Here is a 20,819-nt window from a genome sequence, read left to right on the forward strand (position 1 = left end):
ATGGCAAGCACTGTGATCAAGGGCGGAACCGTGGTGACCGCCGACCTCACTTACGAGGCCGATGTGAAGGTCGAGGGCGGCAGGATCACCGAGATCGGCAGGAACCTCTCCGGCGATACCGTGCTGGATGCCACGGGTTGCTATGTCATGCCGGGCGGCATTGATCCGCATACCCACCTCGAGATGCCCTTCATGGGCACCTATTCCGCCGATGACTTCGACAGCGGCACCCGCGCGGCGCTTGCCGGCGGCACAACGATGGTTGTGGATTTTGCCCTGCCCTCGCCCGGCCAGTCGCTGCTGGAGGCGCTGTCCATGTGGGACAACAAGTCCACCCGCGCCCATTGCGACTATTCCTTCCACATGGCCATCACCTGGTGGGGCGAAACGGTCTTCAACGAGATGGAGACCGTTGTCCGCGAAAGGGGCATCAACACCTTCAAGCACTTCATGGCCTACAAGGGCGCGCTGATGGTGAATGACGACGAGATGTTCGCCTCGTTCCAGCGCTGCGCCGAACTGGGCGCCCTGCCGCTTGTCCATGCGGAAAACGGCGACGTGGTCGCCTCGCTGCAGCAAAAGCTGCTGGCTGAAGGCAACAACGGGCCGGAGGCGCATGCCTATTCCCGCCCGCCGGAAGTGGAAGGCGAGGCCACCAACCGCGCCATCATGATTGCCGACATGGCCGGCGTGCCGGTCTATATCGTCCACACGTCGTCCGAACAGGCGCATGAGGCCATCCGCCGGGCCCGCCAGAACGGCATCCGCGCCTATGGCGAGCCGCTGATCCAGCACCTGACGCTGGATGACAGCGAGTACCGCCACCCCGACTGGGACCACGCCGCCCGCCGGGTGATGAGCCCGCCGTTCCGCGACAGGAAGCACCAGGACAGCCTCTGGGCCGGGCTTGCTTCCGGCTCGCTGCAGGTGGTGGCGACGGACCACTGCGCCTTCACGTCAGAACAAAAGCGCTTCGGCATCGGCGACTTCACCAAGATCCCGAATGGTACCGGCGGCCTGGAAGACCGCATGCCCATGCTCTGGACTTACGGCGTTGCAACGGGCCGGCTGACGATGAACGAATTCGTCGCCGTCACCTCCACCAACATCGCCAAGATCATGAACATGTATCCGAAAAAGGGCGCCATTCTTGTGGGCGCGGATGCGGATATCGTGGTCTGGGACCCGGCCAAGGAAAAGACCATTTCCGCCGCCAGCCAGCAGTCGGCCATCGACTACAACGTCTTCGAAGGCAAGAAGGTGAAGGGCCTGCCCCGCTACACCCTCACCCGCGGCCGTGTCGCCGTGGAAGACGGCACTGTGCGCCCGCAGGAAGGCCACGGCCAGTTCGTCAAGCGTGAGCCCTATCAGGCGGTCAACAAGGCGCTGTCCACCTGGAAAGAACTCACCGCCCCCCGCAAGGTGGAACGCACCGGCATTCCGGCGAGCGGGGTGTGAGAAACATTTCGTCAGGCTGATGCCTCCCAATCCCCCTCCCCCTTGAGGGGAGGGGATTGGAAACGCCTTCACGATGCAGGCCGCTTGTCATTGAGAGCAAGGGATTCGGAATTTTCTTCAAGTCTGGATGTACGGAAGGATGAGGCAGATCGATGATCAAGAGGGGAATACTTGAAGCCTTGCGTTTTCTGGCCACCTGGCTGGTGGCGTCTGTGCTGGGTTCACTTGTGGCAACGCTGGGCTTTCTGATTGTGTTATTTCTGCAGGAGGCGCCTTTTCTGGAGGGCCGGCCGTGGACAGATATTCTTCTTTATCCTTTGCTGACCCTGTTCTTCGCTTCCCTGATGACACCTCTCCCGGCGCTTGTTCTCTATCTGGTTTCCAGGTTTATTCGGGTGACTTTGCTAAATTATCTGCTTCTTGGCACCGTCATGGGGGTAATAACGGCCGTAATGACGGCAAGCCTGATGCTGGCGCCAGTGGGTGGTTTCAGCTTCACAGTGGCATTCGGCGCTGTCTTTCTGATGGTATTTCTGGCCATCTGCCTCCCGGCCAGCATGACCGGCGCACTGGTATTCTACAGACAGGCAAGACAGCACTCCGCATGACACGGGGAAAATCCGGCGGCGGAGAGGCAGCAACAGCGGGGAACGATGAACGTGACGAGTGGAGCAGTTGAGCGGCCAGCCTCCTCCCAGCCGGTGATTTCGGCGAAGGATCTGTGCCTGACCTTCGAGACGAATGACGGGCCAGTCCATGCCCTGTCGAACATCAATCTGGACATTGCCAAGGGCGATTTCGTCTCCTTCATCGGCCCTTCGGGCTGCGGCAAGACCACGCTGCTGCGCGTCATCGCCGATCTGGAGCAGAAGACCTCGGGCGAGATCACCGTCAACGGCACCACGCCGGAAAATGCCCGGCTCGACCGCTCGTACGGCTATGTGTTTCAGGCCGCCGCGCTCTACCCCTGGCGCACCATCGAGAAGAACATCGCCCTGCCGCTTGAGATCATGGGCCTTGCAAAGGCGGAGCAGCAAAAGCGCATTGCGCAGGTGCTGGAACTGGTGGAACTCGGCGGCTTTGCCCGCAAATACCCCTGGCAGCTCTCGGGCGGCATGCAGCAGCGCGCCTCCATTGCCCGCGCCCTTGCCGTTCAGCCCGATCTTCTGCTGATGGACGAGCCCTTCGGCGCGCTGGACGAGATCGTGCGCGATCACCTCAATGATCAGCTGCACCAGCTCTGGGCCAAGACGAACAAGACGGTCGTCTTCGTCACCCACTCCATCCCGGAGGCGGTCTATCTCTCCACCAAGATCGTCGTCCTGTGCCCGCGCCCCGGCCGGATCTATGACATCATCGAAAGCGATCTGCCGCGTGAGCGGACGCTGGACATGCGCGAGAGTCCGGAATTCCTGAAGATCGCCCACCGCGTCCGCGAAGGGCTGAAGGCGGGGCACGCATACGATGACTGAGATCAATTACCTTTCAGTTTTGAGTTATATGGCAGGAGCTTTTGGCGCCCTTATAATCGCTTTTGACTCACTATTTCAGAGAAGTCATATACTTTATCAGATTTCAAGATCTCTCTGGGATAGTAACCCGTTTTTATTCGAATCACTTATCGGAAAAAAATTTGATGACGCTGTTGGTTTTTTATTGATTTTAGCGGGAGCTGTGATTGGAATAGTTTCATCTTTCGGACTAAGTGTTTCTTTTGAGATTTTTATTGTCTGGATCTTTGTAGTTTTCTCCCTTCTTGTTGTGTACCGAGTGGTTAGAAGTCGGCTCATACGTGCGGAGGTTAAGCGCATAGAAAATCAGCGGCCGAGTCTATTCGGTTTACCGTCAACCGGTGCGGCAGGTCCCGTCCTCACGCTCCTGCTGGCGATCCTCGGCCTCTGGTATGTGGCAACGGTTGCCCTCAACGCCCCCTTCCAGCGCGACATCTATGCCCGCGCCGGGCAAACGGATGTGCCTTTCACACAGCTTGTCGCCGACACCATGATGCAGGAGCGGCCCGTCATGCCTTCGCCGCAGCAGGTGGCGGTGGAGATCTGGGACACCACGGTCAACAAACGCATCACCTCCAACCGCAGTCTGTTCTACCACACTGGCATCACCCTCTCCTCGACGCTGACCGGCTTTGCGCTCGGCACGCTTCTCGGCATCGTGCTGGCCGTTCTCGTGGTTCACAGCCGGGTGCTCGACAAATCGCTGATGCCATGGGTCATTTCCTCGCAGACCATCCCCGTTCTGGCGATTGCGCCGATGATCATCGTGGTTCTGAACTCTGTTGGCATTTCGGGCCTTCTGCCCAAGGCGCTCATTTCCACCTACCTGTCCTTCTTTCCCGTGACAGTCGGCATGGTGAAGGGGCTGCGCTCGCCGGAGGTCATTCACATGGACCTGATGCACACCTATTCGGCGACGAAGCTTGACACCTTCTGGAAGCTGCGCCTGCCCTATGCGGTGCCCTATCTCTTCACCTCCATGAAGGTGGGCATCGCCGCAAGTCTTGTCGGCGCCATCGTCGGCGAGTTGCCGACCGGCGCGGTCGCAGGCCTCGGGGCGCGGCTGCTGGCCGGGTCCTACTATGGGCAGACGGTGCAGATCTGGTCCGCCCTGATCATGGCTGCCGTTCTGGCGGGCCTGCTCGTGTCGCTGATCGGCCTTGCCGAGAAAATCACCCTCCGCCGCATGGGGATGAGCCGATGATCCAGTCCCGGCGCAATACCACTTTCAGCAGCACGGCGCTTCTTGCCGGAGGCAGCCTGCTTCTCACCCTCATTGGCCTCACCAGCATCATCTTCGCGCCGGATTTCGGCGTCGTCGAAATGCCGCGTGTTGCCATTGCAGTCAGCCTCATGGCCATCATGGGCGTACGCATCATGCTCGGCTTCCAGCAGAACCGCATCGGCGATGTTGCCATCGGCATTGTCACTGCCATTTCCGCCCTGCTGCTGATCGGCGTCGCCCATCAACACCGGGGACAGGCCGCGCCCGGATTCTGGGCGCTCGTGGCCGCCATCTGGCTATCCGCCTGGCTACTGGCAAGCCGCTTGTCGGAATGGCGGGGGCTCGGCAAGACGGCAGCACGAGCGGTCAATCTGGCCATTCCTCTCGTCTTCGGCCTGACGCTTCTGGCCCTGTGGGAGTTGATCACGGTTGGCGCCGGCGTGCCCCAAGTGCTGCTGCCTGCCCCCTCAGCCATAGGCCTGCGCATTGCCGGGTCCCTGCCGATCCTCTGGGCCGATTTCCAGCAGACGTTCCTCAAGGCGGTCATCTTCGGCTATGTGGCCGGTTGCGGCTCGGGCTTTCTGGTGGCCCTCATCGCCGACCGGGTGCCCTTCCTGAAGCGCGGTCTCCTGCCCATTGGCAATCTGGTCTCCGCCCTGCCGATCATTGGCGTCGCACCCATCATGGTCATGTGGTTCGGCTTCGACTGGCCGTCGAAGGCAGCCGTGGTCATCATCATGACATTCTTCCCCATGCTGGTGAACACGGTGGCAGGCCTCGCCGCCGCCGACGCCATGCAGAAGGACCTGATGCGTACCTATGCGGCCAGCCACGGCCAGATGCTGGTAAAGCTGCGCCTGCCCATGGCCATGCCCTTCATCTTCAACGCGCTGAAGATCAACTCCACCCTCGCCCTCATCGGCGCCATCGTGGCAGAGTTCTTTGGTACGCCCATCGTCGGCATGGGCTTCCGCATCTCGACGGAAGTGGGGCGCATGAACCTCGACATGGTCTGGGCGGAAATCGCCGTGGCCGCGCTGGCGGGTTCCCTGTTTTACGCCGCCGTTTCGGCGGTAGAACGCTGGGCCACCTTCTGGCATCCCTCGCAGCGGGGGTGAGCGATGACGGGTCCCGCAGCTTCACGCGGGGCCTTTGAGCCGGTAAGGTCCAGTTCCCAAGACACCTCCTTACCGGATTCTCCCATGAAACCTGGCCGCGACATTTCCGTTCTCATCGACATCATGGCGGCGCTGCGTACGCCGGTGACCGGATGCCCCTGGGATTTGGAGCAGGATTTCGGCACGATCGCGCCCTATACGGTGGAAGAGGCTTACGAGGTGGCGGAAGCCATCAGCCGCAATGATCTGGATGATCTGCGCGAGGAACTGGGCGACCTGTTGTTGCAGGTGGTCTATCACGCCCGCATGGCCGAGGAGGAAGGTGCCTTCAGCTTTCCTGATGTGGTCGAAGCGGTCACGAAGAAGATGATCCGCCGCCATCCGCATGTCTTCGGCAGCGAGGAAGCCCGCTCGTCCGGCATGGCCAAAGGCATGTGGGACAGAATCAAGGCGGAAGAAAAGGCCGAGCGAAAGGCACGCCGTGCGGCCATGGGCCTGCCCGACACCGAACCCGGCTATCTCGATGCGGTGCCTTCAGCCTTCCCTGCCTTGATGGAAGCGGAAAAGATCCAGCGCCGGGCTGCAAAGGTTGGATTTGATTGGGATACGCTCGCTCCGGTCTTTGCAAAAATCCGCGAGGAACTGGATGAGCTGGAAGCCGAACTCACGGACCACACACCGCCGGCAGTCACCGGTTCCGTGCCCGAAGCGGTGAAGGACGAGCTGGGCGACGTGCTGTTTGCCGTTGCCAATCTCGCCCGTCATCTCGAAGTGGAGCCGGAAGCAGCCCTCAAGCGCACCAACGCAAAGTTCCGCCGCCGCTTCGCCGCCATCGAGGCGGAAGCCTCCCGGCGCGGTACCACACTTGAGGCCCTCACTCTGGATGAGATGGAAGAGATCTGGCAGGCCGCGAAGGGAAAGCAGGACGGCGAATAACCCCCGTGCTGTCCCTGCCATGCGCAGTGCAAGCCGGGAATCACGCGCCTCCCGAACGGCGGTTGTCTTGCCCAAACAATCAGGCCTCAATGAAACAATCGCCGGATCACGCTTTGCTTCGTCAGGGTGACGGCTTGAGCAAATGGCAAGATTTCAGGCGCCAGGTAAATCGCCTCCAGCACATGCTGCAGCGGGAGGCGCCGGAAATTCAGGCAAGGTACAACACCTGAAATCAGGTAAAGCCATTTCAATCCAGCGCCTGAATGAGCGGATGCCATTGCGCCAGAACATCAGCGGGAGCCGCCGGCGGATCGAAGACACTCGAGCCATTGGCGGCGTGCCGGGCGTAGATCACCCGGTCGGAGATTTCCGTCAGAAGCGGATGACCAGCCTCCTGAGCCTGCTGCTGCAGCAAAAGCTGATCAGCCCGGCTGCGGCGCACCCGGTTCGCCACGACGAGAATCTCTGCCTTACCCTTGCGGATCCGTTTCATTTCGGTCAGCCGGTCGAGGAATGCTGCCGTTGCATCCCAATCAAAGGCAGAAGGCATCAGCGGCACAACGATATCGTCCGCCTCCGCCACCAGTTCCTTTGCTTTCTCGCCGCGCAGGCCGCCGGGACCATCAATAAAGATGAAACCGCGGCTGAAGGAAGGCATGTCATGCTCGCCCTTGCTCCAGTCGAGCCCATGGATCTGCTGCATGGTCGGCGGCCGCCGCTTGAGCCATCCAAGGGACGAGCGCTGCCGGTCGGCATCAGCGAGAAACACCCGCTCTCCCCGGACGGCAAAGGCTGAGGCCAGAGTCGTCGTGAGAGTGGTCTTGCCACAGCCGCCCTTGCCATTGACGATGAGAATCTTGCGCATGAAGCTGTCCTCCGGAACCTGAGCTTTGCGCAGGTGTTTCCCTGATGCAACCTCGCTGGCGCACATTACAAGAGGCTGACGGTTTCATGGCGACAAGATGGCAAGTCTGCGGTATAGACCAGAGTTACCATGAATCTGATCACGACCACATCTGCCCTCGCCGACGCCTGCAAGCGCCTTGCCGCCCATGATTACGTGACTGTGGACACGGAATTTCTGCGCGAGACGACATTCTGGCCGAAGCTCTGTGTCATCCAGCTGGCTGGCCCGGATGATGCTTTCATCGTCGATGCATTGGCTACGGGGCTTGATCTTGCGCCCTTCTTCGAGCTGATGCGCGATCAGGCTGTCATCAAGGTCTTCCACGCCGCCCGGCAGGATATCGAGATCGTCTATCATCTCGGCGGCCTGATCCCGACGCCCCTCTTCGACACTCAGGTCGCAGCAATGGTCTGCGGCTTTGGCGACTCGGTCTCCTATGACCAGCTGGTGCAGCGCATCACCGGTGCGCGCATCGACAAGTCCTCCCGCTTCACTGACTGGGCCCGCAGGCCCCTGACACAGAAGCAGCTGGAATATGCGCTGGCGGACGTTACCTACCTGCGCGATGTCTATCTGTTCCTCAAGGCCAATCTGGCCGAACAGAACCGCATCAGCTGGGTGGGCGACGAGATGCAGGTGCTGCTGTCGGAAGGCACCTACCGCACCGAGCCGGAAGATGCATGGCAGCGGCTGAAAATGCGCGTGCGCAAGCCGATCGAGCTGGCTGTACTGATGGAAGTCGCCGCCTGGCGCGAGCGTGAAGCACAGTCCCGCGACGTGCCTCGCTCCCGCGTGCTCAAGGACGATGCCATCTACGAGATTGCCGCCCAGCAGCCGGTGAATGCAGATGCCCTAAGCCGCCTGCGCACCATTCCGCGCGGCTTTGAACGCTCCAAACAGGCAGAGGACATCCTCAAGGCCGTCAACGCTGCCATGAGCCTGCCCAAGGAGAAGCTTCCGAAGCTGCCCAAGGGCCGTCAGGCGCCCGATGGCTCCGCCGCTGCGGTGGATCTTCTGAAGGTCCTGCTCAAACTCGTCAGCGAACAGCAGGGCGTTGCCGCGAAGGTCATTGCCACGGTTGAGGATCTCGAACAGATCGCCGCCGATGATCATGCCAGCGTGCCTGCGCTGGAAGGCTGGCGCCGCGAGATGTTCGGCGAGATGGCGCTGAAGCTCAAGCGCGGTGAAATTGCCCTCGCCTTCGACGGCCGCCAGGTTGTCGCGCTGGAGCAGCCCGCCAAGTCCAAGGCCGCTGCGGAGTAATCCGGCAGGCTGTCTGACTATTGAAAAGCCCCCGGCGCCCCGAGGTTCCGAGGGCTTTGTTTTGTTCCTGCAACTCGCCACCCGGCGTCGCCCCGGGCGGAGGGGAGCGCAGACCCGGGGGTCTACTCGCTTGCAGAGCAGCGAAATGAACCGCGAAGGCGCGGCAGGCACACGAGATTATCTGTTTCTCACCTTCAGCAGATTTCGGCATCTCTCTGCAAATGAGTGGTCCCGGCTCAAAGGCCGGGGCGACACTGCGGTGAGTGGCAAGGCAGAGCAAAAAACACACCGCCTCCATAGCCAGAATAAGAATAGTCAGAAACAAAAGCCCCCGGAACCTTCCGGCTCCGGGGGCTTGAAACTCACCAGTCTGTCAGACTGATAGCCGTCAGGCCAATCAGGCCTTCAGGATGGAGCGGCCGGCGAAACGGGCCTGCGAGCCCAGTTCCTGCTCGATGCGCAGCAGCTGGTTGTACTTGGCAAGCCGGTCGGAGCGGGCCAGCGAGCCGGTCTTGATCTGGCCGCAGTTGGTGGCAACGGCGAGATCGGCAATGGTTGCGTCCTCAGTTTCGCCCGAACGGTGCGACATGACGGCGGTGTAACCGGCCTTGTGGGCGGTTTCCACGGCGTCCAGCGTCTCGGTCAGGGAGCCGATCTGGTTCACCTTGACGAGGATCGAGTTGGCGGTGGCGCTGGCGATGCCCTGGCGCAGGCGGCTGGTGTTGGTCACGAACAGGTCGTCGCCCACCAGCTGCACGCGGTTGCCGCACAGCTCGGTCACGGCCTTCCAGCCGGCCCAGTCGTCTTCGGCCATGCCGTCTTCGATGGAGATGATCGGGTAGCGGGCGCTGAGGTCTGCGAGGTAAGCGGCCATCTGGTCCGAGTCGAGCGTCTTGCCTTCACCGGCCAGAACGTACTTGCCGTCCTTGTAGAACTCGGTGGAAGCGGCGTCGAGCGCCAGGTAGATGTCCTCACCCGGCTTGTAACCGGCCTTCTCGATGGCCTTCATGACGAAGCCGATGGCAGCGTCGGTCGATTCGAGGTTCGGCGCGAAGCCGCCTTCGTCACCCACATTGGTGTTGTGACCGGCGTCCTTCAGGGCCTTCTTCAGCGTGTGGAACACTTCCGCACCCATGCGCAGCGCCTCGGAGAAGTTCTCCGCACCCACCGGCATGATCATGAATTCCTGGAAGTCGATCGGGTTGTCCGCATGGGCGCCGCCGTTGATGATGTTCATCATCGGCACCGGCAGCAGGCGGGCGGAGGCGCCGCCGACATAGCGGTAGAGCGGCAGGCCGGACGACTGGGCAGCAGCCTTGGCAACAGCCAGCGACACACCGAGGATGGCGTTGGCGCCGAGGCGGGCTTTGTTCGGGGTACCGTCCAGCTCGATCATGGTCTGATCGATGTGGATCTGGTCTTCCGCATCGAGGCCGCCGATGGTGTCGAAGATCTCGCCGTTGACGGCATCGACGGCCTTCAGCACGCCCTTGCCCAGGTAGCGGGAACCGCCGTCGCGCAGCTCGACAGCTTCATGCGCACCAGTCGAAGCGCCAGAAGGCACGCCGGCGCGGCCAAATGCGCCGTCTTCCAGCAGCACGTCCACTTCAACGGTCGGATTGCCGCGGCTGTCCAGAATTTCGCGCGCCGTGATATCGACAATGGCGGTCATTCGTATCTCCTCGAGATCGGCCCGGCCGGCCCTCCGGCTCGGGCAAGGTAGGAACCGGACATCTGTCCGGTGCATTCACATTCCCCGCAGCAGCCCGCAGCCGCCGCGGTATGGATTAAGGTCAGGCCTGCAAGGCAGCCTTCACCACGCGGTCAATGTCGCGCACCTGAGCAAGCAGCGCGCCAAGGTCCTTCAGCGGCACCATGTTCGGACCATCGGACGGGGCATTGTCCGGGTCGTCATGGGTTTCGAGGAAGAGCCCTGCAATGCCTGCAGCGGCTGCCGCGCGGGCGAGGACCGGCACCATGGTGCGGTCACCGCCTGTGGAAGCCCCCTGCCCGCCCGGCTGCTGAACCGAGTGGGTGGCATCGAACACCACCGGCGCACCGGTGCGCGCCATGATGGGAAGAGAGCGCATGTCCGTGACAAGCGTATTATAGCCGAAGGAGGCGCCCCGCTCGGTGAGCAGCACATTCGGATTGCCGCTCTCGACGATCTTGGCCAGCACATTGGCCATGTCCCAGGGTGCCAGGAACTGGCCCTTCTTCACATTCACCGTCCGCCCCGTCAGGGCAGCGGCGACGAGAAGGTCCGTCTGACGGCAGAGGAAGGCGGGGATCTGAAGGATATCAACAACTTCCGCAACCGGCGCACACTGGGCCTCGTTGTGGATGTCGGTGATCACCGGCATGCCGAAGGTCTCGCGCACTTCGGCGAATACCGGCAGCGCTTCCTTGAGACCGATGCCCCGCTTTCCTTTTAGCGAGGTGCGGTTCGCCTTGTCGAAGGAGCTCTTGAAAACAACGGGAATACCGAGATTTCCGGCGATTTCCTTGACCGCCGCTGCCATCTCCAGCGCGTGTGCGCGGCTTTCCATCTGGCAGGGACCGGCAATGAGGGAGAAAGGCGCGTCATTGGAGAATGTGACGTTGCCAACAACGACTTCCTTGTTCGGAGTCACCATGCGCAGATCATCCTTTGGGCGTAGGGGCCAACGGAGGTCTGCATACAGGCCTTTTGCCCCTGCCGCAACTCCGCAGAACCCCAAGCAACCCCGTTTCGCATTTGCGAAAAATTTGATATTCAGGGGGTGTTGCCTGCAATCTTGCCATGTTTCGGCGCCAGCGTGAGCAACCCATAACATATTTACCGGACAAACAGTCCACGTGTTTCACAGGAGTATTTTCCATGAGCAGACCGATCCGCAAGGCCGTATTGCCGGTGGCAGGTCTCGGTACGCGTTTTCTTCCCGCGACCAAGGCCGTTCCGAAAGAGATGCTCACAATTGTTGACCGCCCGATCATTCAGCACGTGGTGGACGAAGCCCGTGCAGCCGGTATCGAGCACATTGTTTTCGTGACGGGCCGCAACAAGCACGTCATCGAAGATCATTTTGACATCAATTACGAACTGGAAGACACCCTGCGCCGCCGCAACAAGGCCGCCGCGCTGGAGCTTCTCGACAAGATCCGCCCGGACGCAGGCAGCACCAGCTTCACCCGTCAGCAGGAGCCGCTGGGTCTGGGCCATGCCATCTGGTGCGCCCGTGACATCATCGGCGACGAGCCCTTCGCCATCCTTCTGCCGGACGTGATCGTCAAGTCGCAGAAGAGCTGCCTTGCCCAGATGGTGGACGTCTACAACGAGCGCGGCGGCAACGTCATCGCCGTTGAAGAAGTGCCGGAAGACCAGACCCACCAGTACGGTATCGTCAAGCTGGCCAATGGCCCGCGCAACCGCGCCATGCCAATTGAAGGCATGGTGGAAAAGCCGGCTCCGGGAACCTCTCCGTCCAACCTGATGATCACCGGCCGTTACATCCTGCAGCCGGAAATCTTCAAGCTGCTGTCCGATCAGGAAAAGGGCGCAGGCGGCGAAATCCAGCTGACCGACAGCATGATCAAACTGATGGAAAGCCAGACTTTCACCTCGCTGCAGTTTGAAGGCCGCTCCTATGACTGCGGTTCCAAGATCGGCTTCATCGCCGCCAACATCGCCTTCGGCCTCGAGCAGTCCGACATTTCGGGCGAGTTGATGACGATCATGTCCGACCTGACCCGCGCCAAGGCTGCCGAATAAGCAATATTCCGGGCACGGGCGAATTCAAGGGGCGGAGCAATCCGCCCCTTTTCTCTGTCTCAAACCCGCCTCTTCCCGAAAACGTGACGAAACAGGCAGATCCCTTTTTTGTTTTCTGGCGTAGTCTTCTCATGTTCCCCACGTGAGGAGACGTGTCATGAACGCAGCAGCCAAGGGAGTGATGTGGGTTCTGGCAGGCAGTCTGGGCCTTTTCATAACGCCAGACCCGGCAGCGCTGAGGCTCGGGCCTCAGGCGGTTCAGGCTGAGGATGCCACGGGACAGGAGTTCCGTCAGCTTATCCAGCAGCAGATGCAGGCCTTCCGGCGCAATGACGCTGCGGGGGCCTTTTCTTTTGCCACACCCGGATTGCAGAAGCAGTTCATGACGCCAGACATCTTCATCAACATGGTGAGGGAGGTCTACTTGCCCGTCTACCGGCCAAAGAGCGTCAGCTTCGGCAAGCTGCGCCAGACGAAGAACGGACCCGTTCAGGAAGTCTTCGTCACCGGTCCCGATGGGGACGACTGGCTGGCGCTCTACTCCTTTGCAAGGCGTGAGGACGGCACCTGGGGCATTTCCGGCTGCATCCTGCGCAAGGACAAGGGCTTTCAGGCGTAAGCGGATTGCAAGGCGTTGTCGGGCTTGCAAAGCATGCGGGCAAACACTACGGCCCGCATCCCCTCCTCACGCGCCGTCCCGGCCTTGTGCCGGGACCTGTCAGGGACGCAGTGACATTGCACCTCCAGCCTGCTCAAGCCAGCCTTTAAAGCCGCGAAGGCGGTACCCGCCTCACAGGCCCCGGCACAAGGCCGGGGCGGCTCGGAACGTGTGTTCGACGTGCAGTAGCGACCACCTGAGCCCCCCCTTACAGCGGCGGCAGGTCGCCCTTGGCCCAGCCTTCCTTGACGCTGAGGCGGTGATCCTCGAAGCGTCCGGCCTCGATGGCATCGCGCATGCCCTGCATCAGCTGCTGGTAATAGGCAAGGTTGTTCCAGGTCAGCAGCATGGCCGCCAGCCCCTCACCGGCCTTCACCAGATGATGCAGATAGGCGCGGGAGTAGTCGCGCGCCGCCGGGCAATCACTCTCCTCGTCCAGCGGACGCGGATCATCGGCGTGACGCGCATTCTTCAGGTTGATCTTGCCGCGGCGGGTGAAGGCGAGGCCATGGCGGCCGGCGCGGGTCGGCATTACGCAGTCGAACTGATCGATGCCGCGGGCAACGCTTTCCAGAATATCGTCCGGCGTACCGACGCCCATCAGATAGCGCGGCTTGTCCACCGGCATCACCGGTGTGGTGACTTCCAGCATGCGCAGCATCACGTCCTGCGGCTCGCCAACCGCAAGGCCGCCAACCGAATAGCCCTCGAACGGCATGGCCGCGAGGCTCTCGGCGGAGCGGATGCGCAGATGCGGCACGTCTCCGCCCTGCACGATGCCATAGAGCCCCTGCCCCTTTTCAACGCCGCCCATGGCCTCGAACTTCGCGCGCGAGCGCTCGGCCCAGCGGAGCGACAGCTCCATCGCCCGCTGCACTTCCTTTTCAGGTGCTGGCAGGCCGATGCATTCGTCCAGCTGCATCTGGATGTCGGAGCCGAGCAGCCCCTGGATTTCGACGGAGCGTTCCGGCGTCAGATGATAACGCTGGCCATCGATATGGCTCTGGAACTTGACGCCCGTCTCGTCCAGCTTGCGCAGCTGCGCCAGCGACATGACCTGAAAGCCGCCCGAGTCTGTCAGAATCGTGTGCGGCCACTTCATGAAGTGATGCAGCCCGCCAAGACGTGCCACACGCTCGGCACCGGGGCGCAGCATCAGGTGATAGGTGTTGCCCAGCACCACATCGGCGCCAAGCTCCCGCACCTGATCGGTGTACATGGCCTTGACAGTTGCCTGCGTGCCCACGGGCATGAAAGCTGGCGTGCGCACGAGGCCGTGCGGCGTGGTGATCTCCCCGCGCCGGGCCATGCCATCGGTCGCAAGCAGGCGGAAGGAGAAACGCTGGGTGTCACCGGTCATCGGTCGATCTCATCCTGGGCGGCGATGCTTCCGGCAGCGGGAAACAGCAGCGAGCTGTCGCCATAGCTGTAGAACCGGTAGCCATCGGCAATCGCATGGGCATAGGCCGCGCGCATGGTCTCCAGGCCGCTGAGGGCGGACACCAGCATGAACAGCGTCGAGCGCGGCAGGTGGAAATTGGTCATCAGCGCATCAATGGCGCGGAAGCGGTAGCCCGGCGTGATGAAGATGCGCGTTTCGCCCCGGAAGGCGGCAAGCCCGCCGGGGCCTTGTGCCGCGCTTTCCAGAATGCGCAGCGAGGTGGTGCCCACGGCAACCACCTTGTTGCCCCGCGCCCGCACCGCCTTCAGCGCCGCAGCCGTTTCACCGGCAATCTCGCCCCACTCGGCGTGCATCTCGTGCTCGTCCGTGTCATCCGCCTTCACGGGCAGAAAGGTGCCGGCGCCCACGTGCAGCGTCACCGTGTGGCGCTCGATGCCGCGCGCATCCAGCATCTCGAACAGGCGCGGGGTGAAGTGCAGGCCCGCAGTCGGCGCGGCCACAGCGCCTTCCTTCTCGGCATAGATGGTCTGATAGTCTTCCCGGTCCTGCGCATCCTCGCCGCGCTTGGCTGCGATATAGGGCGGCAGCGGAATATGGCCGGTGGCGTGGATGGCGGCGTCTAGATCCGGCCCCGCAAGATCAAAGACGAAGAGCACTTCGCCCGTGTCCTTCTTCTCCGCCACCGTCGCATCCAGCACGCCTGCCAGGCAGGCCATGCCCTCACTGGCCGTACCAAAGCGCACCCGGTCACCGGGCACCAGCTTCTTGGCCGGACGGACAAAGGCCCACCAGCGGTCAGCGCCGGCGCGCAGATGCAGCGTGGCGCCGATGGTGGCGACCGCATCGCCGCGCTGGCGCGTGCCTTCCAGCTGTGCCGGGATCACCTTGGTGTTGTTGAAGACAAGCGCATCGCCCGGCTGCAGCAGCCCAGGCAGATCGAGAACGCCCCGGTCCTCCAGAACCGCATCAGCCTGCGGGCGCACCAGCAGCATGCGCGCCGCATCACGCGGCCGGGCGGGCCTCAGGGCGATACGCTCGGGCGGCAGGTCAAAGTCGAAGTCGTCAACACGCATGGGGGCGGTTCTTCAGCAACGGTGTCGGAGCAAGGGCACAAGCAATCGGGCGCGGCAGATCTGATCCGCCACGCCCGCGCTACATGATGCCGGTTTCCCGGCTCATACGAAAATCAGGCGTCCGCCGCAACCTTCAGCGACACGATACTGTCCGGGTCACGGACGGGCTCGCCGCGCTTGATCTGGTCGATGTTTTCCATGCCGGAAATCACCTCGCCCCAGACGGTGTACTGGCCATCGAGCCAGGGCGCGTCGGTGAAGCAGATGAAGAACTGGCTGTCGCCGGAGTTCGGGTCCATGGCGCGGGCCATGGAGCAGGTGCCGCGCTTGTGCTTCTCCTTGGAGAATTCGGCCTTCAGCTTCTTGCCCGAGCCGCCGGTGCCGGTGCCATGCGGGCAGCCAGTCTGGGCCATGAAGCCTTCGATCACGCGGTGGAAGACGATGCCGTTGTAAAAGCCCTCGCGGACGAGTTCCTTGATGCGGGCCACGTGGGTCGGCGCAAGGTCCGGACGCATTTCAATGACCACGGCTCCCTTGGTCGTTTCCATCAGGAGCGTGTTTTCGCTGTCCTTGTAGTCTGCCACTTGGATCTCCAGTTCGGATGCTTGTGTATGGACGGGTTTTAGCCTGCACAGCGCCGCGGTCAACCCGCGTCGGCAGCAACCGTCATCTTGATGATCTTGTCCGGGTTGGCGGGCGGCTCGCCCTTGGCAATCTTGTCGACGAATTCCATGCCTTCGACCACTTCGCCCCAGACCGTGTACTCGCCGTTCAGCCAGTCGCCGTCCGCAAACATGATGAAGAACTGCGAATTGGCACTGTCCGGCGAAGCGGCACGTGCCATGCCGAGCGTGCCGCGCTTGAACGGTGTGCGGGAAAACTCGGCCGCCAGATCCGGCTCCCCGGAGCCGCCCATGCCGGTGCCGGTGGGGTCGCCCGTCTGGGCCATGAAGCCGTCGATGACGCGGTGGAAGACATGACCATCATAGAAGCCTGCGCGGGTCAGCTTCTTGATTCGCTCCACATGATTGGGCGCAAGGTCCGGGCGCAGGCGGATGACGACGCGGCCATCCTTCAAGTCCAGATAGAGGGTGTTTTCCTTGTCGAGCGTCTGGGCCTGCGGGATCGCGGGGGCGAGGACGAGCGACAAGATGACCGCAAGGCATGCAAAAATGCGTTTCACGCGATGCTCCTGATACAACAAATGACTGGACAGCTGACAGATCAGCCCTTTTCCGCAGCCCGGGCCGCAAGCGGGCCTGCAACCGGTGCCGGGACAAAGGGGGTGATATCACCGCCCATGCGCGCGATCTGACGCACAAGCGTGGCAGTGATGTGACGCACGCCCGGTGAGGCGGGAAGAAAAACGGTATGAACATCGGGCACCATGGTGCCGTTCATACCCGCCATCTGCATTTCATAGTCGAAATCCGTGCCGTCGCGCAGGCCGCGAATGAGCATGCTGGCGCCCTCGGCCTTCGCCGTTTCCACCACAAGCCCGCTGAAGGACAGCACGGACACCCGTTCCCCGGCCGCTTCCCCAAGCCTGTCTGCCACGCAGGCGCGGATCAGGTCCGCCCGTTCATCGAACGAGAACATCGGCGTCTTGCCGGGATGGACACCAATGGCGACGATCACCTTGTCCGCAAGGCTGAGCGCCTGGACAAGCACGTCGAGATGGCCGTTGGTGATGGGATCAAAGGATCCAGCGTAAAGGGCGGTACGTGTCATGGCAAAGTGATAGCGCCCTTGGCATTGCCCGGCAAGCCATCGCGGCACCGGGCCTGCGGCTTGCACAAAGATGGGCGCATCTGAAACCCGCCTGCCGTTCACTGAACACAGTTTCAACGTGTTCACATAACGTTGACAATTTGTTTAGCCAGCTTGGCTGGACATGAGGCCCGAACAGGCCCATATCCGGCTCATCATGAAAACAACATTCCTCTCCTCCCTGAGAGACGGGCTTTTTTCGCGCGTCTCAACACCTGTTGCTTTCTGGCTGGCAGCGCTGGCCGGACTCGTTCTCCTCATGGGCGCGGGCATTGCCCGCCTCGACACGATCGCAGCCCCTCTGCCGCCTCAGACGCTGACGCCCGGCAAGACTGCCGTGAAGGATCCTTACGGCTGCGCCGAACTGAAGTTCCTGAAGGAAGAACCGGCCTGCTCCTACCGCGCCCGCGACGACCGGCCACGCAACGGCGGCCCGGCTCTCTGAGCCTGGCACCTGAATTCTGGCCCTCTGATTCAGACAGCAGGCCGCCCCATCCGGATCTGACCCAAGGTAAGTTCCGGCATCACCGTGGCGGCCTGCAGCTTTTTTCGTGACAACTTGTGACGCCTGTCACGGAACCAAAGCCGTTTCTGAGGTGTTATGCTCTCACAACCTGACCAGATGGCAGGAGAGAGCCAGATGACGACGCAGAACAGCTTTACACCGCATGTTTCCGGGACAACCAGCTTCAACATTGCCAGGTTGAGCTTCGCCGGAGTTGCCGGACTTTTTGCGCTGGCCATCCTCGGCGTCCTTGCCTCCGTGGCACTGGCCTTCGCCCAGTTCGAAACCACCCAGACCGCTCAGGCGACCAAGGGCAACCGGGTTGAAGCAAGCCTTCCCTCTGCCTGTGACGGCCAGAGCTGGGGCAACTGGTCTGCCGCCTGCCTCGCCAGCCTCAACGGCGAGCGCACGGTGCGCTCCATCTCCACCACCACGGTGGAACAGCGCCCCGGCGGCCCGGTTTCGGTCCTCGTGCGGACCCCGGTTGAAGGCTGATCCCCACCTCTGACCTCCTCCCTCCCCCAAACTTCCCCCCACGACTAAAGGCGGATGAGAGCAGCAGCCTCATCCGTCTTTTCTTATCTAAATTTTCTTGCAAGATCGTACCGCCTAGCAGCTCGGAAGGCGCATCAGCCAGCTAAAGCGTCAGGTTCATTGCTGTTTTCACAGACACCGCCTTCAATCCAGGTTCTGTACAGGCGTAAACTAGATATGCGCCTATCATCGTTCGAAAACATTTAGACAGAACAGAGCCAGCGGCTTTACGTTCAACGAGAATGGCTCAGAAACGCAAGGTCACGCCAACAACGGGACCACTTAAGAACACGTCATAGACGTGCCCATCGCGGTCATAATCAACTTTCAATGCCTTGTAACCCGCAGACAAGGATAGGCTATCATTCACCGTATAGTTTGCTGTAGCCAGCACAGACCACGTAAGGTCTGCACCCGCCCCAAAGCCGCCAGCATCCGCCTGTGCCTGTAGCGAAAACTGTTCAGTTAGAGGGACAAATGCGCGAAGGCCCGCGAGCGGATCGGCCCAGCCGAAGCTCTCCCCATAGCTAGCAGTCCGGCGGCCAATTCCGGTGTGCTCTGCCGTCACCTTGATCTCATTGGAGATATGCCAGATCCGGGCACCTGCAAGCGCGTCAAGCGTGAACCGCGGAGTCTCGACAATGCGGTATCCACCCTGCAAAGTCGCCATAAATTGCTCAGTATCGACACGTGCGCCGATGGTGGCCCCTACAGGAATGGTTACGCCAAGGCCGGGTATCTGAAACGCGGGCAACGGCCCGATGGCGTCGGCATCTGTAGTCTTGATGTACATAGCATCGCCCGAAAAGACGAAACGGCCATGACGTGTCCAGAGATTGGCGAAACCGCCAAAATTCAGGTCATCAAGCACATCGGAAAAGGACTTGTCCGTTTCGATGACGGGGCCGCGCCGGAAAGGTGAAATTTTCCCCTCAAGGCCGGCCGCCCAGAGATAAGGCGTGACCTGTGTCACCCAGCGTGAATCATCTTCCGGCTCGGAAAGGGAAACACCCTGCCCCATAGCGACATCTGCTGCTCCCGCCGCATGAGCCGAGCTCAAGAACAGAATGAAAAACGCTGCAACTCTTTTCAAGTTCTCCTCCCCTCGTTCATACAGACAGCATGTTCTTATGGATACGCCCATCCTTCATGACGAGCTTCAACGTTCGATCAGGGTCCGCAATCAGGCTGATGTTCCCCAGAGGATCGCCATCGATCACCAGAATATCCGCATAGGCTCCAGCCCCGATGTATCCCAGCTTCGCAGGATACGGATCGCGTGCTCCAGACAGAGCTACAAGCTCTGCATTTCCGCTCGTCAGAAGCCGGAGCACCTCTGCATTGCCATACCACCTTGCAAACTTGGCTAATTGTTTACCCTGAGACGCCGTCCCCAACGGATTGAAAAGAATGTCGGTTCCCAGAGCCATCTTAACCCCGTACTTGCGGCCAAGTTCGACGGCACGAGCTGTACCTTCGGCGATGCGCTTCTGTTGAGCCCGCTGCTCAGGCGATGAATATGAATTGGCATCCTCATCGGCAAGGAAAGGCTGGATGCTCCACCATGCTTCTGAATCGGCCATACGTCTGGCGGCCTCATCATCTGCGAGCTGGCCATGTTCGATTGATTTCACGCCACAAGCCAGAGCACGCTGAATAGCGGCCGAAGTGTAGGCATGAATACAGACATAGGTCCCCCAGTCAGCTGCAGCGGAAACTGCGGCCCTCATTTCGGCTTCTGAATATTGAACAGTGTCGATCGGATCATAAACCGATGCCACACCTCCGCCGCCCATGATCTTGATCTGGCTGGCACCCAGCATCAGCTGCTCACGAACGCGGCGCAACACCTCCGCTTCGCCGTCGGCAATCGCTGAAATGCCGGCCTCCTCTGCGGCACTGAGATTGGTCTGCGGTGATCGCGGCAAGTCAGTTCGCAGGCGGAAATCGCCATGGCCCGAGGTTTGGGAAATCATGGCACCGGAAGGATAGATGCGAGGCCCCGCGATGCGTCCCTCGTCGATGGCCCGCTTCAGGGAAAACGAAGGACCGCCAGTGTCACGCACTGTTGTAAAGCCGCGAAGGACAGTCCGCTCGGCCTCTTGGGCGGCGACGAGATGAACATAGGGAACATCGGCAGACATCGCCACAACACGTGAGATCCCAGCCAGAATGGAATGCCAGTGCGCATCAATCATACCAGGCATCAGTGTGCGGCCGCCGCAGTCAATCACTTCTGCATCTGCCACGGTTTCGCCCACCGGTACGAGCGCCTTGATTAGCTTGCCTTCAACTAGAACATTCTGTCCGCCAATCAGCTTCGTGCCCACACCATCAAACACACTGGCATTCGTGAACAGCACGGGCCTGCCGGCCGTTTGCGCGAAGGCAGGATTGACGAGCCCCAGAGCAGGGGCTGAAAGTGTCGCAGCAATTCCCTTGATCACCGAACGGCGCGACATGTCACGGCCAATCTTTGCAAACAGCGTCTGAGCGCCAAGACTATGGCAGGCACAATCAGCATTGTGAGCAAGGTGCTCGTATCTTCGGCCAAGACTGAACAATTTCACCCCCCGTTACGCAGCGAACATAGCGCCCAAGAAACATCATAATAGCTATATTGTCTTGCTCAGTTTGCGGCTGCAACCATTCGTCGTCCATGAGAATAAGACATACCTCACGATATTGTTATGCAAGAGCCGTTATAA

At 61.2% G+C, this 20,819-nt stretch carries 22 protein-coding genes; 11 read left to right on the forward strand and 11 right to left on the reverse strand.

The window, feature by feature from the left end; translation table 11 throughout:
* The 6 genes from hydA to mazG all read left to right on the forward strand — a co-directional run bounded on the left by hydA (position 1) and on the right by mazG (position 6,248).
* A complete protein-coding gene (hydA, locus tag V6L75_RS01250; protein ID WP_334249717.1) occupies positions 1 to 1,458 on the forward strand; it encodes a dihydropyrimidinase in 1,458 nt (485 codons plus the stop codon).
* Between the two features lie 152 nt (positions 1,459 to 1,610).
* Complete coding sequence (locus V6L75_RS01255) at positions 1,611 to 2,066, forward strand: hypothetical protein (protein ID WP_334249718.1); 456 nt, start codon at positions 1,611 to 1,613, stop codon at positions 2,064 to 2,066.
* A 45-nt stretch (positions 2,067 to 2,111) separates the two neighbouring features.
* Positions 2,112 to 2,930, forward strand: a complete 819-nt coding sequence (locus tag V6L75_RS01260) for an ABC transporter ATP-binding protein (protein ID WP_334249719.1) — start codon at positions 2,112 to 2,114, stop codon at positions 2,928 to 2,930.
* Between the two features lie 337 nt (positions 2,931 to 3,267).
* Positions 3,268 to 4,173: an ABC transporter permease gene (locus V6L75_RS01265; protein ID WP_334250004.1), complete on the forward strand. Its 906-nt coding sequence runs from the start codon at positions 3,268 to 3,270 to the stop codon at positions 4,171 to 4,173.
* A complete protein-coding gene (locus V6L75_RS01270; RefSeq protein WP_334249720.1) occupies positions 4,170 to 5,312 on the forward strand; it encodes an ABC transporter permease in 1,143 nt (380 codons plus the stop codon). The genes V6L75_RS01265 and V6L75_RS01270 overlap by 4 nt, the downstream gene beginning before the upstream one ends.
* Before the next feature lie 84 nt (positions 5,313 to 5,396).
* Positions 5,397 to 6,248 (forward strand): nucleoside triphosphate pyrophosphohydrolase, encoded by an 852-nt coding sequence (mazG, locus tag V6L75_RS01275; protein WP_334249721.1) that lies wholly within the window; start codon positions 5,397 to 5,399, stop codon positions 6,246 to 6,248.
* Positions 6,249 to 6,334: 86 nt separating this feature from the next.
* Here the strand turns inward: mazG and V6L75_RS01280 are convergent, their stop codons facing one another.
* Both V6L75_RS01280 and V6L75_RS01285 read right to left on the reverse strand, forming a co-directional pair.
* On the reverse strand, positions 6,335 to 6,499 hold the full coding sequence (locus V6L75_RS01280) for a hypothetical protein (RefSeq protein WP_334249722.1): 165 nt from the start codon (positions 6,497 to 6,499) through the stop codon (positions 6,335 to 6,337).
* Positions 6,496 to 7,113, reverse strand: coding sequence for a ParA family protein (locus V6L75_RS01285; protein ID WP_334249723.1), 618 nt, complete (start codon positions 7,111 to 7,113; stop codon positions 6,496 to 6,498). Before V6L75_RS01285 ends, V6L75_RS01280 begins: the two co-directional genes overlap by 4 nt.
* A 129-nt stretch (positions 7,114 to 7,242) precedes the next feature.
* Between V6L75_RS01285 and rnd the strand changes: the two genes are divergently transcribed.
* Positions 7,243 to 8,418 (forward strand): ribonuclease D, encoded by a 1,176-nt coding sequence (rnd, locus tag V6L75_RS01290; RefSeq protein ID WP_334249724.1) that lies wholly within the window; start codon positions 7,243 to 7,245, stop codon positions 8,416 to 8,418.
* Between the two features lie 397 nt (positions 8,419 to 8,815).
* Here rnd and eno read toward each other — a convergent pair whose 3' ends face one another.
* Positions 8,816 to 10,090: a phosphopyruvate hydratase gene (gene eno, locus V6L75_RS01295; protein ID WP_334249725.1), complete on the reverse strand. Its 1,275-nt coding sequence runs from the start codon at positions 10,088 to 10,090 to the stop codon at positions 8,816 to 8,818.
* A gap of 121 nt (positions 10,091 to 10,211) precedes the next feature.
* A complete protein-coding gene (gene kdsA / locus V6L75_RS01300; protein WP_334249726.1) occupies positions 10,212 to 11,054 on the reverse strand; it encodes a 3-deoxy-8-phosphooctulonate synthase in 843 nt (280 codons plus the stop codon).
* Positions 11,055 to 11,278: 224 nt separating this feature from the next.
* Here kdsA and galU point away from each other — a divergent pair, with 224 nt between their 5' ends.
* A complete protein-coding gene (gene galU, locus V6L75_RS01305) occupies positions 11,279 to 12,169 on the forward strand; it encodes a UTP--glucose-1-phosphate uridylyltransferase GalU (protein ID WP_334249727.1) in 891 nt (296 codons plus the stop codon).
* Positions 12,170 to 12,326: 157 nt separating this feature from the next.
* Complete coding sequence (locus V6L75_RS01310; RefSeq protein WP_334249728.1) at positions 12,327 to 12,788, forward strand: DUF4864 domain-containing protein; 462 nt, start codon at positions 12,327 to 12,329, stop codon at positions 12,786 to 12,788.
* Between the two features lie 247 nt (positions 12,789 to 13,035).
* Here V6L75_RS01310 and tgt read toward each other — a convergent pair whose 3' ends face one another.
* The 5 genes from tgt to coaD all read right to left on the reverse strand — a co-directional run bounded on the left by tgt (position 13,036) and on the right by coaD (position 17,033).
* Positions 13,036 to 14,187, reverse strand: coding sequence for a tRNA guanosine(34) transglycosylase Tgt (gene tgt, locus V6L75_RS01315; protein WP_334249729.1), 1,152 nt, complete (start codon positions 14,185 to 14,187; stop codon positions 13,036 to 13,038).
* Complete coding sequence (gene queA / locus V6L75_RS01320; protein WP_334249730.1) at positions 14,184 to 15,302, reverse strand: tRNA preQ1(34) S-adenosylmethionine ribosyltransferase-isomerase QueA; 1,119 nt, start codon at positions 15,300 to 15,302, stop codon at positions 14,184 to 14,186. Before queA ends, tgt begins: the two co-directional genes overlap by 4 nt.
* Positions 15,303 to 15,415: 113 nt before the next feature.
* Positions 15,416 to 15,850 carry a peptidylprolyl isomerase gene (locus V6L75_RS01325; protein WP_425498656.1) on the reverse strand — a complete coding sequence of 145 codons (435 nt, stop codon included), beginning with the start codon at positions 15,848 to 15,850 and terminating at the stop codon, positions 15,416 to 15,418.
* Between the two features lie 95 nt (positions 15,851 to 15,945).
* The gene (locus tag V6L75_RS01330; protein ID WP_425498641.1) at positions 15,946 to 16,485 is read right to left on the reverse strand and encodes a peptidylprolyl isomerase; all 540 of its coding nucleotides are present in this window, start codon (positions 16,483 to 16,485) and stop codon (positions 15,946 to 15,948) included.
* Positions 16,486 to 16,526: 41 nt separating this feature from the next.
* On the reverse strand, positions 16,527 to 17,033 hold the full coding sequence (gene coaD / locus V6L75_RS01335) for a pantetheine-phosphate adenylyltransferase (RefSeq protein ID WP_334249732.1): 507 nt from the start codon (positions 17,031 to 17,033) through the stop codon (positions 16,527 to 16,529).
* A 196-nt stretch (positions 17,034 to 17,229) separates the two neighbouring features.
* Here coaD and V6L75_RS01340 point away from each other — a divergent pair, with 196 nt between their 5' ends.
* Positions 17,230 to 17,517 (forward strand): hypothetical protein, encoded by a 288-nt coding sequence (locus V6L75_RS01340; protein ID WP_334249733.1) that lies wholly within the window; start codon positions 17,230 to 17,232, stop codon positions 17,515 to 17,517.
* A gap of 195 nt (positions 17,518 to 17,712) precedes the next feature.
* Positions 17,713 to 18,072, forward strand: a complete 360-nt coding sequence (locus V6L75_RS01345; RefSeq protein ID WP_334249734.1) for a hypothetical protein — start codon at positions 17,713 to 17,715, stop codon at positions 18,070 to 18,072.
* Positions 18,073 to 18,358: 286 nt separating this feature from the next.
* Here the strand turns inward: V6L75_RS01345 and V6L75_RS01350 are convergent, their stop codons facing one another.
* Positions 18,359 to 19,177, reverse strand: coding sequence for a hypothetical protein (locus V6L75_RS01350; protein ID WP_425498657.1), 819 nt, complete (start codon positions 19,175 to 19,177; stop codon positions 18,359 to 18,361).
* A gap of 43 nt (positions 19,178 to 19,220) precedes the next feature.
* Positions 19,221 to 20,573 carry a metal-dependent hydrolase family protein gene (locus V6L75_RS01355; protein WP_334249735.1) on the reverse strand — a complete coding sequence of 451 codons (1,353 nt, stop codon included), beginning with the start codon at positions 20,571 to 20,573 and terminating at the stop codon, positions 19,221 to 19,223.
* Positions 20,574 to 20,819 lie beyond the last annotated feature (246 nt).

It is taken from the genome of Pannonibacter anstelovis (assembly GCF_036881715.1).
GTDB lineage: Bacteria > Pseudomonadota > Alphaproteobacteria > Rhizobiales > Stappiaceae > Pannonibacter > Pannonibacter anstelovis.